This window comes from Algoriphagus jejuensis, assembly GCF_039523455.1.
GTDB classification, from domain to species: Bacteria; Bacteroidota; Bacteroidia; order Cytophagales; family Cyclobacteriaceae; genus Algoriphagus; species Algoriphagus jejuensis.
The window spans coordinates 1-14,896 of record NZ_BAAAFI010000011.1 but is presented as its reverse complement, the minus strand read 5'-3'; the positions used below and the strand labels follow the sequence as shown (position 1 = coordinate 14,896).

13 protein-coding genes are annotated in these 14,896 nt (G+C 46.4%); 4 read left to right on the top strand and 9 right to left on the bottom strand.

Translation table 11 applies throughout. The features are described 5' to 3' along the window. Positions 1-6 precede the first annotated feature (6 nt). From ABD031_RS11975 to ABD031_RS11955, 5 genes are all read right to left on the bottom strand, one after another. Positions 7-600, bottom strand: coding sequence for an outer membrane beta-barrel protein (locus tag ABD031_RS11975; RefSeq protein ID WP_343851725.1), 594 nt, complete (start codon positions 598-600; stop codon positions 7-9). A gap of 2 nt (positions 601-602) precedes the next feature. Next, positions 603-1,238: a DUF4136 domain-containing protein gene (locus ABD031_RS11970; protein ID WP_343851723.1), complete on the bottom strand. Its 636-nt coding sequence runs from the start codon at positions 1,236-1,238 to the stop codon at positions 603-605. Positions 1,239-1,256: 18 nt separating this feature from the next. Then, a complete protein-coding gene (locus tag ABD031_RS11965; protein ID WP_343851721.1) occupies positions 1,257-1,727 on the bottom strand; it encodes a hypothetical protein in 471 nt (156 codons plus the stop codon). A 123-nt stretch (positions 1,728-1,850) separates the two neighbouring features. Beyond that, complete coding sequence (locus ABD031_RS11960) at positions 1,851-3,047, bottom strand: BamA/TamA family outer membrane protein (RefSeq protein WP_343851719.1); 1,197 nt, start codon at positions 3,045-3,047, stop codon at positions 1,851-1,853. A gap of 136 nt (positions 3,048-3,183) precedes the next feature. Then, on the bottom strand, positions 3,184-3,840 hold the full coding sequence (locus tag ABD031_RS11955) for a porin family protein (protein WP_343851717.1): 657 nt from the start codon (positions 3,838-3,840) through the stop codon (positions 3,184-3,186). 305 nt (positions 3,841-4,145) lie between these two features. Here ABD031_RS11955 and ABD031_RS11950 point away from each other — a divergent pair, with 305 nt between their 5' ends. Beyond that, positions 4,146-5,546, top strand: a complete 1,401-nt coding sequence (locus tag ABD031_RS11950; protein ID WP_343851715.1) for a sugar porter family MFS transporter — start codon at positions 4,146-4,148, stop codon at positions 5,544-5,546. Between the two features lie 80 nt (positions 5,547-5,626). Here the strand turns inward: ABD031_RS11950 and ABD031_RS11945 are convergent, their stop codons facing one another. Genes ABD031_RS11945 through tamL form a run of 3 tightly spaced genes read right to left on the bottom strand, consistent with a single transcriptional unit; the run spans position 5,627 to position 9,535 of the window. Next, a complete protein-coding gene (locus tag ABD031_RS11945; protein WP_343851713.1) occupies positions 5,627-6,202 on the bottom strand; it encodes a phosphatase PAP2 family protein in 576 nt (191 codons plus the stop codon). Then, complete coding sequence (gene hemF / locus ABD031_RS11940) at positions 6,199-7,110, bottom strand: oxygen-dependent coproporphyrinogen oxidase (RefSeq protein WP_343851711.1); 912 nt, start codon at positions 7,108-7,110, stop codon at positions 6,199-6,201. Before hemF ends, ABD031_RS11945 begins: the two co-directional genes overlap by 4 nt. A 7-nt stretch (positions 7,111-7,117) precedes the next feature. Further along, positions 7,118-9,535, bottom strand: coding sequence for a translocation and assembly module lipoprotein TamL (gene tamL / locus ABD031_RS11935; protein WP_343851709.1), 2,418 nt, complete (start codon positions 9,533-9,535; stop codon positions 7,118-7,120). Positions 9,536-9,554: 19 nt separating this feature from the next. On the opposite strand from tamL, the gene ABD031_RS11930 reads away from it, so the two are divergent. From ABD031_RS11930 to ABD031_RS11920, 3 genes are all read left to right on the top strand, one after another. Then, positions 9,555-10,304 carry a TrmH family RNA methyltransferase gene (locus tag ABD031_RS11930; RefSeq protein ID WP_343851707.1) on the top strand — a complete coding sequence of 250 codons (750 nt, stop codon included), beginning with the start codon at positions 9,555-9,557 and terminating at the stop codon, positions 10,302-10,304. Then, entirely contained in the window at positions 10,301-11,299 is a 999-nt protein-coding gene (locus ABD031_RS11925) for a bile acid:sodium symporter family protein (protein ID WP_343851705.1), read from the top strand. Before ABD031_RS11930 ends, ABD031_RS11925 begins: the two co-directional genes overlap by 4 nt. A gap of 82 nt (positions 11,300-11,381) precedes the next feature. Then, positions 11,382-12,008 (top strand): hypothetical protein, encoded by a 627-nt coding sequence (locus ABD031_RS11920; protein WP_343851703.1) that lies wholly within the window; start codon positions 11,382-11,384, stop codon positions 12,006-12,008. Here the strand turns inward: ABD031_RS11920 and ABD031_RS11915 are convergent. Then, positions 11,987-14,434 (bottom strand): mechanosensitive ion channel family protein, encoded by a 2,448-nt coding sequence (locus ABD031_RS11915; RefSeq protein WP_343851701.1) that lies wholly within the window; start codon positions 14,432-14,434, stop codon positions 11,987-11,989. The genes ABD031_RS11920 and ABD031_RS11915 overlap by 22 nt on opposite strands. Positions 14,435-14,896 lie beyond the last annotated feature (462 nt).

The following is a 14,896-nucleotide window of genomic DNA, read 5'->3' as shown; positions in this document are numbered from 1 at the left end:
CGCACCTTAATTATTCAAAATAACGAGTCCGATATTGAAACTAAGGTTCGACTGTCCTTCAAGTCCGCCTCCTTCGAGTGTGCCATAGTATTTCGCTCCGATCCGGAAGGCAACATTGTCGCTTGGCTGAATCAGCGTCCCAATCTCGGGTCTGAATCCAAACTGCCAGTGTGTATCTTCAGAGCGATACATGCCCATTTCTATCGTTCGTTTGTTGGCAATGGTGCCTATTCCCAAAGAGACGTAGGGACGAATCAGGTCGGTGAAGGAATGGTAGTACGCACCTGTAGCCATGATCGGATAAGAATACTGGTACCGATACTGGATCCCAGAGAGTGTTGCTGTCTCACGGGTATACAGTTCATTTTCGGTTCGCTTGAAGATCGTGGAGTGTCCTACTTCTCCACCGATGGCAATATGATCGCTGATGAATTTTTGATACTCAAAGGCAAATCCTCTACCCGAAACAACGTCAATAAAATCAGCGGTGTTGCCAGTTGGAGCCGTCACTACATAGTTAAAGCTGTAGAGTGAGCGCTGCGCATTGGCAGTAAGTCCGAGTCCTACTAGCAAGCAAAATAAAATCAGATATTTTTTCATGATTATTTCTGAAGGTAGGGGGATTGTGTAAATGCCTGATCGAGTGTCCTGTCTATACGATCTGCGCCGTTGCCTTCACCCTCAAGAAGTCCGTTGACGATAGCTATCCAGTTGACAGCTACTTCATTTGACCCACTGACATCCTTGGGATTGGTCATCTGCACAAATACACTTCCTGATCGTACGGCAGTCACGGTAGGAGGGTAGTAGCCTGGATAGTACCAGCCTCCGCCGCCTCCCGGATAGTACCAGTTCCAATACCACCAGTCATAGTAATAGTATACTTCCGTAGTCTGGAGTGCCGATGGCAAAAGCACTATATCCGGACTGGCTGATTCATCCACTTCCCGATATCCCAGCGCATTCATGTTGCTTCGAAGGGTTGCCAGGATAGGGTTGGCAAATTGTGGAGGCAGAAACTCTGGCACTTCGGAATCACCTGCGATACCTCCGTTGGATATGCTGATGACCTCGTCGGGTAGCGAGTAGGTGCTCTGGGATTTGAAGTCAAAAGCTGGATTGTAGTTTGTGTAAACCACATCCTGTTCTTCAACGAAAGTGGCTCCTTCCGGAGAGCAGGCTATCAAACCTGAAACCAAAAGGAGCCCGAAGCTAATTCGCTTAACAAATTTAATCATAATGGGTAATGAGGTATTTTAGATGTCTCCGACAAACGGCAATTCCTGCTGGATTACGTTTCGGATGGTGTTGGTAATGTAGAATTCCACTTGTAAAAACTTCGCTGCATCAATAGCGGAAGTTGCTTTTTTGAACTTGGAATAGTAAGAGGAATACAGCTTATTAAGTGCCGCGTCGTTCTTCAATGAACGAGTGGCCAGCGCATCGGCTTCAGCATCTCCGATGTGGGTGAACTTCTCGATGTAATCATTGATGATCAGGATTCTTTCTTTGCTAATCTCTTTGCGAGCAACTTCAAACTCGTCATATACTGCCCAGAATGCTGGGGCTTTTTCTGGTGAAAGCTCCATGTACGACTCTATCAGAGTTTTTTTGTCCTGACCAAAGGCCTCTTGGACCAATTTGATTTCTTCATCAACAGTCTGCGCAAAAGAGTGGCCGATTCCCACTGCAAACAGAATTAGCGTGGATAATAATAATTTTTTCATTTTCTTTAAATTGGAGGTTTGAAAAGAATTAAGGTTAAAATTTCGAAGGTAAAGCTGGTGTATTGTTAAAAATTAATTCATGATTAAAATCAGCTTTGGGCTTTATTTTATATCTAAAACCTGTTAAAAGCTCTCATTTACGTTCAGGTAAAAGCCTGAGTTTCCCTTTTGCCCAAAGCCATAATCCGCCGAAATCGTCGTCCGGTTTTGCTTGTTGATCATCACTCTCAGCCCCACACCGTAGCCGGGATTAAATTGCTCAAATAGCTTTTCGTCAGTAGTTTTACTGCTGAAGCTTGCTGCGTTGACAAACACCGTTCCACCGAATGTTTCTTTGTTTTGCTGTAAGGGAAAACGCCATTCCGCTTCGGAATACACCATGCTTTCTCCTCGAAACCTTCCCTGGGCGTAAGCTCGCCCTGATCGGCCAAACATGTCCCATCCCATACCTGGTAGATTCATGTAGGGAAGCTTGCCGGATACCAGAAAGTTACCAAATCCCCACAGGGCGATCAGGTTTCGCTTGCGTCTTTCGCTGAGATTGATGTAGTGTCGGTAGTCCAGCAGCAGGAGGCTGGAACTCTGATCTGATCCCAGAAAGGGCGGGTTGACTTTATATTGCACCCAGGCGAAGTTTTTCTCGTACGGAGACACCGAGTTGTCCCGGTTTTCCATGACCATATTTAAGCTGATGCCTGACAGCGTGTATTTATCGGTATTGAAGCCCATCTCGGTATTGTATCGATCGTGGGCGAACTCCAGTACTTCAGTGATTTCTTCCTCCTGGAAACTACTGACCTTGGAGTGGATGTCCAGATGGTATCCCGCGCCCAAGTAAAACTTGGAGTCTCCGATCCGCTTCAAGACAGCTTCGTAGAAGCGAACCAAACGGAAATCCATCTGCTGCTCCCCCCACCATACACCAGGCTGATTGGGATTTTCTGCCGGATCATTTGGAGTACTGCTGCCCAGTCCATAGGTAGGCTGGGAAGTGATGAAGTACCTCCAGTCACCGATCAGGATCGTTTTATTCTCATTGAGAAATATGTTACTTCGCGAGCTGAATATCCATTGCTTTTTGGTCGTATAAAGGAAGTTCCCGACAAAGTTGGACATCTTGGTCGTCTGCGGATGGCCCATGTACCAAGTGGCAGAGGGTGCCAAACCAAATAACCAGCCGTTAGCGGGGTTGGATCCGATGGCAGGCAGGGGAACCAGCTTAAACTGATTGATTTTATTTGGTTGGTAGACGACCGTATCTTGGGCCGAAAGCTTTAGCGTAACCAAGAAAAAGAGTCCGAGGAAATAGCAGGATTTCATGAAAGGGGAAGCGGTGAATTTCAAGCCAATCTAACCTTTAGGTGTGATTCTGTGACGGAATTTTCCCCAGTCCGTAAAAAATTTTTTGGATTTTGTAAAAAGCGCGGGAGAAAGTCAGCTTTCTCCCGCATAATTTTTATTGAGGAAATCTGAAGACAATTCCTCCGTCAAATCCAAACTGATACATCGTAGAGTAGGTAGATACGCCGGCTCCAGCTCCGCCGGTTCCGAAGTACAGACCGCCCCCTGCGCCCTGTACAGCTGACATAAGGGAAGCTTGCACTCGTAGTCCGACTTTTTCAGAAAACCAGAAATTGGATCCTCCCCTAAGAGCCCAAGCAAACTTGGTTGCGCCATTGGAGTTACCGTTGTCAGGGTTGAACGTATCAAAAATGGCCATTCCTATACCGAAACCGAAGAATGGTTCTGCGACTTCACTTACAGGAAAGTAGTTTGTGCCATTCAGCATTATCCAATTGGATGAAAGGTCGAAATCTGTACTCTGAAGATTTCCTCCCAATATTCCTGAATCAACGTAGGTGACAGGTGCGTTGGTATCTTGTCTTAAGTACTGGAGCTCAAAGGCTTTGGTAGTTCCCGGAAGCAGATATTCCAAACCGGCGCCCCATCTCAGACCACCCTTGATTTTGCCTTCATAGTAAGAGGAACTCGAATAATAGCTGTCCACCTTGTCGTCAAACACATAGCCTGCGTAGGTGTTTAGGCGGAGTTCTTGGGAGAAAGCTGTTCCGGCAATTAAGGCCAAAACAAAAAGCATGGTAATTTTTTTCATAGTGGGGTTATTTGTTTGTAAGATTTTTGATAAAAAATGAGTTGATTTTGAAAATTACGCTTGTTTTCAAACAAATATGAAACAGACTTTTTCCCCAATTCATGATAAAAGTCAGTTTAGATCGAAGTATGCCCTAATTTCTCCTCATTTAAAGACGTGATTCTATTAGGATGCTACAGGTGGCAAGCGTGTATTGACGCGGGTTAGGTTGGGACGATTGATTCCAATTTCGGCTGTACAGGATTGGAACTCTGAGAAAATCCGGTATTTTTTGAAGCTCATTTGACTTTTACCTCCAACCTTCCATGACCTCGACCTACACCTACAATCAAACCTACATTTGGCTGATCAGCACGACTGCTGCGCTGGGTGGATTTCTCTTCGGTTATGACTGGGTGGTGATCGGTGGAGCTAAGCCTTTTTACGAACCCTTTTTCAACATCACTTCTGTAGCAGATCAGGGCTGGGGAACTAGTTCGGCGCTGATAGGCTGCATGGTGGGGGCAACCCTGTGTATCTTTTTGAGTGATCGGTTAGGGAGGAAAAAACTGCTGATCTTTTCGGGATTTTTATTTTCACTATCTGCCATTGGCACCGCGCTGGCGGTAACGTTTTGGGGTTTCAATTTTTACAGAATACTGGGCGGGATCGGAATGGGGATCGCGCTCAACCTTTCTCCGCTCTACATTTCTGAGCTCGCTCCCCCGGAAAAACGCGGCCGCTTGGTGACCATCAATCAATTTTTGGTGATGCTTGGAGTCTTGCTAGCTCAGATCGTCAACTGGCAGATTTCCCTCCTGGATGATGGCTTAGCGGACAATGCCGATTTTGCCGCAATTGCTACAAGTTGGAGCGGACAGGAGGGATGGCGATGGATGTTTGGGGCGGAAGTTATCCCAGCGGCCCTGTTTTTCGTGCTGATGTTTTTTGTCCCGGAGAGTACGCGGTGGCTGATCAAAAACAATCAGCGGGAAAAAGCTATCGGCGTGCTCAAGAAAATCGGCGGGGATAACTATGCATATGATTCGCTGAAAGAAACGCTATCTATGCTGAAGGAAGGTGACCTCGGCAAGGTTGACCTCAGGGAGCTGCTTCGCAAAAATGTGCTCAAGCTTCTGTGTATCGGGATATTCTTGGCCTTTCTCCAGCAGTGGAGTGGCATCAACGTGGTTATTTATTATGCGGCGGATATTTTTCAGGCGGCAGGATTTACGCTGAAGCAGATGATGCTCAATATTGTCGTGATAGGTGGTGTGATGGTGCTTTCAATATTTGTCACATTTGCTTTGGTAGACAAACATGGGCGAAAGTCAATCCTGCTGGTTTGTCTGGCGGCGATGACGCTGATCTATGCAGCCTTGGGCTATTCGTTTTACGCGGACTTGGGCGGAACTTCGGTTGTTGTACTTGTCCTGCTGAACGTGATGTTCTACTCTATCTCCCTGGCACCGCTGCTTTGGGTTGTGCTGTCGGAGATTTTCCCGACCCGGATCCGAGGCGCGGCGATTTCAATCGGTGCCCTAGCTCATTGGGTGGGTAACTTCACGCTCACCTACTCGTTTCCTGCGATCAAAGAGAACCTAGGCTGGGCCAATAATTTTTGGCTGTATGGGCTGATATGCGCAATTGGGTTTGTGTTCATCTGGTGGATTTTGCCGGAGACCAAAGGGAAAACTTTGGAGCAGCTGGAGAAGGAGCTGGGGTAGCGGGGGCAGTAGGATCGAACTTTGTCGATTAAGGAATTTCAAATTCCAACGAATAGAAGCCCTAGATAGACTTCAAAAGTCTATTCCAACGCTTTTTTGATCAACGCTCTCCTGACAAAGACGACGAAAAACCAGACTATCCACGCGATAGCGCTGCCGATCAATGCACCGATCAGAATGTCGAACGGATAGTGGACCCCGAGATAGATCCTGGAATAACTCACGATTACCGCGTAGACAAAGAGCCAATGGAGGTGTTTGATTTTGCCCTTCAGTTTGAGATTGAGAAATACGGTCACACCAAAGGTGTTTGCTGCGTGGGAGGATACAAAGCCATACAGGCCTCCGCACCGCTCGTAATTATACATGATCCCCTCCCAGCGCGGATCGTGACAGGGTCTCAGTCGCTCAACAAAAGGTTTCAAAAAACCGGAAGTGAACTGATCTGCAGCCAACACCGTCAGGGCAACTCCCGCCAACACCCACCAGGCATTGGCACGGTCTCGCTTGAAGATCAGGTAGATCAAGTAAGCAAAGAGCGGTAACCACGTGACGGTGTCAGAGATCTGGTACATGATAGGATCCAGCCAGTCGGCGTGAAAAGAATTGAGCCAGATAAAGAGCTCTTCGTCCCATTGTTTCAGTGTATCGATCATTCGGGATAAGTTAACCAATCCATGTCTTTCTTCAGATGGCTCAGTGTGAATTCCTCCGCACTGCCCATCTCCGGCTCGTGCATATAGGTCCATTCCGCTTGCGGAGGCATACTCATCAGGATGCTTTCAGTCCGGCCATTGGTATCCAGTCCAAACTTAGTCCCGGCATCCCACACCAGGTTGAATTCGACATAGCGTCCTCTTCGGAGATTTTGCCAGGCTTTCTCATTTGCTCCAAAGGCAATCTTGGAGTTTTTCTGCATGAAATGCGTGTAGATTTTTGGAAAAAACCGTCCGACGGCCAGGCTGAAGTCGAGGATCTGCTGGAACTGTTCGTCGGTGTTGGCGCTCAGGCGATCGTAGAATATTCCGCCGATTCCTCGGGTTTCCTTTCGATGCTTTATAAAAAAGTAGTCGTCGGCCCAGGCTTTAAACTTGGGATAATAGTCCAAATCAAATTGATCGCAGACCTGCTTCAACTCACTGTGAAAGTGCTTCGCATCCGCAGGATCGACATAATGAGGCGTAAGGTCTATCCCTCCGCCAAACCAGTGGGTTCCATTGTCCATTTCAAAATACCTGATATTCATATGGATAATTGGCACCATGGGGCTGAAGGGGTGCAGCACAATCGACACTCCGGTAGCGAAGAAGTCCGCCTTTTCCAGTCCCAGTTTTTTGAGGATTTTATCGGGAGTTGGCCCGTGTACTTCGGAAAAAGCCACCCCGCCTTTTTCTATTATTTTCCCTTGCTGAAAAATCCGGGTACGTCCACCTCCGCCATCAGCCCGTGTCCATTGGTCCTCTAGAAATTTGCCCTGACCGTCTCCCTGTTCCAATCCGGAGCAGATATGATCTTGCATTTGTCGGTAGATCTCGGCGATTTCTGATTTGGTTTTTCTGCTCATGTGCTTATTAAAAAGGGTACCCGATCCCAAAATTAAGTACTGTTTGACCTCTGACACCAAAAGGCTGTTTGAAATTGATGTTGTCCAGCACCCAACGGTCTCCTTCAGGTTTGGCCGGATCCACTGCTTTGGTAGCCAAGTCAAGCCTTAGCACCAGAAAATCGAAATCCATCCGCACACCGATGCCGGTGCCGACAGCCAGCTCCTTGTAGAAGCGGTCGTATCGAAAGTCTGCTCCCGGTCTCGCCGCATCGTAGCCAATCACCCAGGAGTTTCCAATGTCCACAAACAGCGCCATGTCAAAATACCCGAAGATTTTGCGGCGATATTCGAGCATACTCTCCAGGATCATCTCGGCAGGTTGCTCGTTGGTGTAGTCGTATTCTCCTCCCTCGCCGGTCTCGGGAACGGAGCTACCCGGGCCCAGTCGTCGGGCTTGCCATGCCCGAATACTCGTACCGCCTCCGGCAAAGAAATACTTTTCATACGGAAGGATACCCGCACTGACGCCATAGGGCGCTGCCCAGCCGAAGTTGAGGCGGTAGGCAAACTTCTGGTCTTTGTCCAGAGGATAATACCTCCTGAAGTCGACCTGCGCTTTCACCCATTGGAAGTTTGCGTATTCAATGCCGGGTTCAGCGTTGCTTCTGACGTCAAATAAGTTGAGCGTTGTACCTCCACTTTCGGCAAAGAGTCGGAGGAGCGAGGCTTTGCTGGAGTTGAAGTCGCCGTATTTGTTGAAGTTGATGATGGACTGCCCGGAGATGCTGCTGATGAAGGAGGGGAGAAAGGACCAGATCAGGTTGTTACCGTCATCCTGCAGATCCTCCAGAATATCCCTGAATTCATCCTGAAGTTTTGGGGTGCGGATGTAGCTCATGTCTGCCGCATTCAGCGTGTACAGCACCCTGTTTTTGGCGGTTGCCCAGGAATAGGAAAACAACCCGTTGACCGAGTTTCTGGTGTATTCTGGCCGATTCGTATAGATATAGCTCAGCCGTGTCCGGGTGTTTGGGTTGTAGCGCCCAAATTTCTGAAGTGTCGCGGGAGCAAACGGAATGAGGAATCTGGGAAAGATGACCGTGACGCCGGTGCTGACTTCCGAGCTTTGGTAGACGCCTTGGCCGGTAGCGGAAGCGACCCCTTCAAGTCCTGCCCGAAAGTTGAACTCCAGGATTTCGCCGGCGCGAAAAAAGTTTCTGTTTCGAAGGGAGGTGCTGAAAAACGGCCCTGGCAGCTGCTCGGTGACAGTCAGGCCTAGCTGGTTAGTCAGCTGGTACTTCTGATTGGGTTGGGTGAAAATATTGGCGGTCAGTGAAGTGCCGAGTGTATCAAAGGTGATGTTGACAAAGCGGAACAGATCCAGGTTACTGAGCTGACGCTGGGTCTCTATTGCGGCGGTACGGCTGTAGGGTTGTCCGGTTTGTAGGAAGATTCTGGAGGCCAGTACTTTTGCGGAATAGTGGTCACGGTAGAAGGAAAAGTCAATGTTTCGAAATTTTTCTTGTATCCTACGGTCGGCAAATTCATTACTCGGTGGATTGATTCGGAAGGTAATCGAGTCGATTGTATAGACCTCGTGGATGTCCGTGAAGGTTGGCTTCTGGATAACTTGCTCCAGACTTATGGTCTTGGCCGCGGTATCCTGATAGGCGATGTAATTGATGTAGGACTTCGAAAACATGTAAAAGCCACTGTTTTTCAATAGCTCTTCGAGGCGATCTCGCTCCTGAATGATGTCCTCCTGATTGTAGCGGCTGCCCTCGTCGAGGTGGGATTTTTCTGAGTTCAGCTGAAGCAGCTTCAATATTTCCGGGTTTTCTGATCGGGTGTACACCGAGTCCAGAACATAGGGTTTTCCCTCCGTGATCGGGTAGGTGACAAAGGCTTTTTTCTTCTTCGTCTTGACTTCATAAGTCACCGTGGCGTCAAAGAAACTGTGATTTACCAGGTAGCCTTTGAGGTTGTTTACGGTAGTGATGGCCTCAGCGCTGTCCAATATGACCAGCGGATTTCCGGTGCGCATCACCGCATTGCCGAATTCCAGTTTTTTCTCCAGGCCCTCGATCTTGGAGTTCAGCTTGTCCGCTTTTTTCAGGAGCTTTTTTTCTTCCGGCAGGGTGTCGCGGGCGGCGTTGATCACGGCAAGTTTTTCCTCAGAGAGCTTGAGCTTGGTCGCTACTTTGGTGCTGTCGTAGAAATTTAACCCAATCCGATAGATCGTCACTCCCAGCGAGCTACCCAAAAACCGGGTATTAGGTACTTGCTCGATCAGTCCATAAAGGTCCTCTTTTTCAGATTTTTCGATCCCTGTAATTTGATTGTCGTACACGGCGTACTGTCCCTCCGGTAGGTCTTTGGTGAGTGAACAGCTGAAGCATATCCCGAGGAGACTGATAAAAAGTATATATTTGGATGAGTTCAAATCGGAATAAGCTGAAGGGATGCTGAGCAAAAATACAGTTAAGTTTATTAAATCCTTACATCAAAAAAAATACCGAAGCGAGAGCGGAAAGTTCTTTGTAGAGGGCGAAAAAAGTGTTTTGGAGGTGCTTCAATCAGATTTTTTGGTTGATCAATTGGTCGTCACCGAGTCTTTTGAGGACAGGAATTTCGGCATGATAAAATCCTTCGGGGGAGAGGTGATCCGAGCCACTCAGAAGCAGTTGGAGGACCTCGGGCAATTCCAGTCCAACGACTCCGCGCTTGCCGTTGTGCAGATGAAATCTAATGTGAGATTTAGTCCGGAGAGTGATCCGCTGATCCTCGCGCTCGACGATGTCAGAGATCCCGGTAATCTTGGGACGATCATCCGGGTGGCAGATTGGTACGGGATCACCAAGTTGGTGTTTTCTCCCCAGACCGCAGAGTTCTATAACCCCAAGGTGATCCAGGCCACGATGGGTTCGTTCACCAGAGTGCAGTTTTTCTACGAAGATTTGGCCCAAGTATTTGAGCAATGGAAGCTTCCAGTGTACGGTGCTTTCTTGGGAGGAGAAAATATCCATACCCTGCAAAAACCTAATCGGGGAATTCTCCTGATGGGTAATGAATCCAAAGGAATCTCTCCGCTCCTAGAAACCAGGGTAACCCAAAAAGTGACGATTCCGGGCTTCGGACAAGCGGAGTCTCTGAACGTCGCCATTGCCACGGCGATCCTCTGTGACAACTTCAACCGGCTGATGAGCTCATGATTACGAGATTGGCTCAGACACTGCAGCGGGTGGGGATCAATGGGTTTTTGCTCGGGCTTTTTTTGGCAATCGGTCTTGCGGCGATTTTCCCGGAGGTCGGAGCGACGGAGTCGGGGATTCCCTGGAAGCCGATGATCAACTTGGGGATTGCCTTTGTTTTCTTCTTTTATGGTGTAAAGTTAGATCCCGTTCAACTCAAGTCGGGGCTATCCAACTGGAGGCTCCACCTGCTCATTCAGCTCTCGACCTTTCTGGTTTTCCCGATTTTGGTTTTCTTTCTCCTCAAGATTACCCCTTGGATAGATCCTGATTTTAAGTTGGGTATCAGCTATTTGTCGGCACTGCCTTCGACTGTGAGTGCGTCGGTGGTGATGGTGTCTATCGCGGGTGGCAATCTCCCCGGTGCGATTTTCAATGCCAGCATTTCGAGCTTGTTGGGCGTCATCCTGACTCCGGCATGGATGGGATTCCTCGGTGGCGGAGCGGCTGGCGAGATTGATTTTTTGGGAACACTCGGTGAACTCACGCTCAAGGTGATCCTTCCCGTAACCCTTGGGATCCTAGCTCACGGTTGGCTTTTCCCTAAACTGAAGTCCAGTCTTCCCAAGCTGAAATACGTCGATCAGACAGTGATCATGATGATCGTGTTTACCTCGTTTGCGGAGTCTTTTTCGCAGCAGATATTCTCCGGGTATCAGCTATCGACACTATTGTCGGTAACTGTGACCATGCTTGGAATTTTCGTTTTGATATGGATTTTACTTGAGTTGATCAGCAGGTTTTTGGGATTTTCGATTCAGGATAGGATTACGGCGCTTTTCTGTGGTTCTAAAAAATCTCTGGTCCACGGGGTGGTTATCGGGAAGGTTATCTTTCCCGACGCGGCAGTTTTAGGTTTGGTACTTCTCCCGGTGATGCTGTACCACATCCAGCAGCTGATTTTGGGAAGTGTTCTTGCTGGAAGATTTGCAAGGAGAAAATCTGAACTAAGCTAACTCAAGAGATTCCTGACTGGATTCCCTGATCCGTCTATAGGATTGTTTTATTTTGTGTTTCAATTTTTAAATCAAAGAGACCATGCGAAAAACTGCATTTATCTCGATTCTTTCTCTTGCTTTAACTTGGGCCTGTAAAGAGAAGAGAGAAGTAGGCACAGAAGAAATCAAGGTTGAATCTCCAGCCGTAACTCCCGAAATCCCAGATCCTGATTTGACCGACCAAATTCCCGGGGATCAATATTTGAAAAATACCGTTTCAGAAGAAACCGCTTCCTTGATTCGAGAAAGGTTGAGAGCACTTCATGCGGATGATCTGAAATCGGGGTTTGTAGATTCTTTGAGCAGAAAGTTCATCTTCTTCGAAAAGGATCTCAATGGGGATGGCAGCAATGAGATTTTTTTAGGACTTACCGGGCCTTATTTTTGTGGATCTGGGGGTTGCAGCCAGCTGATTTTAGATTCAAAAGGCGAAGTGGTTACCACTTTTACCGTTTCGAATTATCCCGTTTATATCGCCAATGAAAAATCAAACGGCTGGAATGACCTTTTTATCTATAGTGGCGGTGCCTATCGAGTGGTGAAATTCGATGGAAAATCTTATCCTTCCAATCCTTCCACCTTGCCAAAACTGGGCAATGATCCCGATGAGAGTTTGCCGAGGGCGATGGATTTCTTGAAAGACAATTATCCCTGGTTTGTATTCTGAGGATCAGTTCCTTTTTCTGTAGTGGCTATATTCGTTCCATCAGGAATCGTTTTTAGGTAAAGATCTCGCTGAGGAAACGGAATGACAATATCATTTTGGTTGAATAATTCATTAGTCCTTGTCAGTAAATCTCCTTTTACAAAAGCAAAATCCCCGTAATTATTTACCCATAGGGTCACTTCTATATCTATAGAACTATCGGAAAATTCGACAGGCACAACTCGTGGCGCTGGGTACAGTCGGATTCTGGAATCTTCTGCGAGGATTTTGTGGAGCAAATGATTGACCTTTTCCAGATCAGAGCCGTAGGCCACACCGATAACTACGCTCAACTTTCTTCCCTTTCCTGTAGTCCAGTTGATCAATTGCTTGCTGATCAGTTCTCCGTTGGGGATGATTGCGGTGGATCCTTCAAACATATTGACCACACTGCTGCGAAATCCGATGGACTTCATGATTCCAGACTTGCCTTCCACTTCGATCAGATCGCCTACTTTCACGGTATTTTCAAAGGCAAGGATCAAACCGCTGACCAGATTGTTGACCAGACTCTGAAGACCTAAGCCAATACCAACACCCAGTGCACCAAGGATGATGGTGATCCTGTCCAAAGGAATTCCTGAAGCAGCAAAGGCAAGGAAAAGTCCCATTGAAATCACAAAAATCTGGACCAAGAGAAGCCAGCTTCCGAAGCTGACGCGTTTTCGTTGGTCGCTCGAAGTGACCGCATCAGGATCGGCTGAAAATATGGACAGCAGTTTGGAAATCAAGACAGAAACAAACAGAATAACAAAGAAAATAAACAGTCCGTTGATCGAGAATTGGTAGGAACCGATCATCCTCTCACTGCTTAAGAACTCGCTTACAGAAAGGGAGATTTGGGAGAATGAATAGAAGTTTTTTCCGACCAAGATCGTCCAGCCAAAGGTCAGAAAAGTGTAAAAAATGCCTGGAGCCTTATTTCCCAGCTTGTCAAAGTTGATGAAGAACAGTTCCTTTTCTTGGCTGTGATAGACTTTGGTGGCGATGGTCAGCCCCTGATTGATCAGGCGTACTGTCCAGAGGAGCAAGATTCCCACGACTATACCGATGTAGCCGGCTACCAAAAAGGATTTTGAAAGGTTAAACCGGCCGAGGATATTGAGCAGGAGTGAGATGAGCTCAAACACCCCCATAAACCAGATGAAATAGACAATCCTATTTTCTTTCAATTCGTCGGTTTTGCCTTTCCAAGAGATAAAAAGCCAAAACAGAATTCCGATGGCTGCCATGGATGCAATAATATATCGCTCGATCACTGATGGAAAGAGAAGCATGTTTTCTAGACCAGAAGCGAGGAATACGAGAACGGTAAAGACCCAAAAGTACATCCAAAATCGATTGAGGAAGCCGATGAAAATCAGGGTCAAAGAAATGGATGCTGCAAACCAGGTAATCCAGTGGAAGATGAAAGGGGGATTTGGGAAAAAGAACTGAAAAAATCCGGTGATAATGACGATGGCCGAAAGGAATGGGAATTTGAGGACAATTTTAGCATCATCGGTGGTGTTCAGTTCTTGCGTTTTGTTGGCACGTCTTTTAAGCCTAAATAGAAAGTACCACGAAACCAGAATCAACACATTGAATACTACTATCCGTGTTGAATACAGATTCAGATAAAAAAGTAGATTTAACCTTTCTTTGGCAAACGAGTTAATGATCGTCTCTTTGAAATTTCTGGTATAGAACAGCCTGCTGGAATCGCTCGGAATTTCATACTTGAAAATGGTAGAATTGAGATTCTTTCTCTTGAATTCGAGGTTTTCTATGTGGGTGTTCAGGTCAAAGATTATCTCATTCAAGGAAGTCTGAAGGGTGTCAAATTTCCCGTTGTAAAACTTCAACGAGTCTTGAACAGGCTGGGACTCTTTGGCGATTTCTGACAAAAGAAACACATATTTTCTGGTTTCGAGAGAATCGGTGGGAAAGAGATATAGGTCTTCTTCTGCCGAAATTGAATCCAGGAAGTATTGAGACCTTCGGATTTGGCTGGCAAACTGATCTACTTTTGATTTCTCTCGGTTCAATTCTCCAAGGATTTCTCGGAAGATGGAGGTGGAGACCGTGAGATTTCTTTCCGTATGAAGTTCTAAGGTATGCTCGTCGGTACCCAATAGGATCATCGGTATCAACTCTTCAAAATCGCTGATCTTTTTCCGAATCTCTGAATAGTTTAATCCGTTGTTGAGAAAGGCTTTTACTTTGAAATTTTCATCTTTAAACGCCGTGATTAAGTCGTGCTGTCGCAAGTAGATTTTTCTGCTTTCAAACTTGGAGACACTTTTGGCATATTCATCCGTCCCGATAGATTGGATTTGCTTTATAAAAACACTGACTGAATCAACCTTGACCGGAGGAGGGGCATTCACTTTTGCAAGTGAATCCATAGTGGTCGTAGGAATAGGTAATGAGTCAGCTTCTTGGCCAAATCCTTGGTTATAAATGAAAAGATGTATCAGAAAAAAAAATCCCAGAAGCAAAGAAGATCTTTTACTAACTCTAATATTCGAAAGGGTTGGTTGGTTTTTTTCCTCCATATTACCGGTTGTTGGCAAAGATTTTCAAGCTAAATATATTGGATAGAAAAGCTAAAATGACATTTTTACCCAAAATTGATATTCTTTAAGCGTAGGGTTTTTGTGGTTGAAAGACTTATAGATTTTAGATTTTTGAAAACTTGAGCTTTAAATTTTGAATAGATTTGACGGATATCTTATAAATTTTATTATTATAATTTAAGATTGAAAATGTTGCTGGATTGATTGTTGAGCATTCCCCCAAAAACGGGACAGTAAATTAAGTTATGATTAACCCCTTAAATTTACTGTGATGACCACACGAAGAAAATT

What these genes read in the sequence shown, in the direction of transcription:
- ABD031_RS11960 (WP_343851719.1), bottom strand. Translation starts at nt 3,047, where the DNA reads ATGAAATCCTGCTATTTCCTCGGACTCTTTTTCTTGGTTACGCTAAAG.
- ABD031_RS11975 (WP_343851725.1), bottom strand. Translation starts at nt 600, where the DNA reads ATGAAAAAATATCTGATTTTATTTTGCTTGCTAGTAGGACTCGGACTT.
- ABD031_RS11945 (WP_343851713.1), bottom strand. Translation starts at nt 6,202, where the DNA reads ATGATCGATACACTGAAACAATGGGACGAAGAGCTCTTTATCTGGCTC.
- ABD031_RS11955 (WP_343851717.1), bottom strand. Translation starts at nt 3,840, where the DNA reads ATGAAAAAAATTACCATGCTTTTTGTTTTGGCCTTAATTGCCGGAACA.
- ABD031_RS11925 (WP_343851705.1), top strand. Translation starts at nt 10,301, where the DNA reads ATGATTACGAGATTGGCTCAGACACTGCAGCGGGTGGGGATCAATGGG.
- ABD031_RS11950 (WP_343851715.1), top strand. Translation starts at nt 4,146, where the DNA reads ATGACCTCGACCTACACCTACAATCAAACCTACATTTGGCTGATCAGC.
- ABD031_RS11915 (WP_343851701.1), bottom strand. Translation starts at nt 14,434, where the DNA reads ATGGATTCACTTGCAAAAGTGAATGCCCCTCCTCCGGTCAAGGTTGAT.
- ABD031_RS11970 (WP_343851723.1), bottom strand. Translation starts at nt 1,238, where the DNA reads ATGATTAAATTTGTTAAGCGAATTAGCTTCGGGCTCCTTTTGGTTTCA.
- hemF (WP_343851711.1), bottom strand. Translation starts at nt 7,110, where the DNA reads ATGAGCAGAAAAACCAAATCAGAAATCGCCGAGATCTACCGACAAATG.
- ABD031_RS11920 (WP_343851703.1), top strand. Translation starts at nt 11,382, where the DNA reads ATGCGAAAAACTGCATTTATCTCGATTCTTTCTCTTGCTTTAACTTGG.
- ABD031_RS11965 (WP_343851721.1), bottom strand. Translation starts at nt 1,727, where the DNA reads ATGAAAAAATTATTATTATCCACGCTAATTCTGTTTGCAGTGGGAATC.
- ABD031_RS11930 (WP_343851707.1), top strand. Translation starts at nt 9,555, where the DNA reads ATGCTGAGCAAAAATACAGTTAAGTTTATTAAATCCTTACATCAAAAA.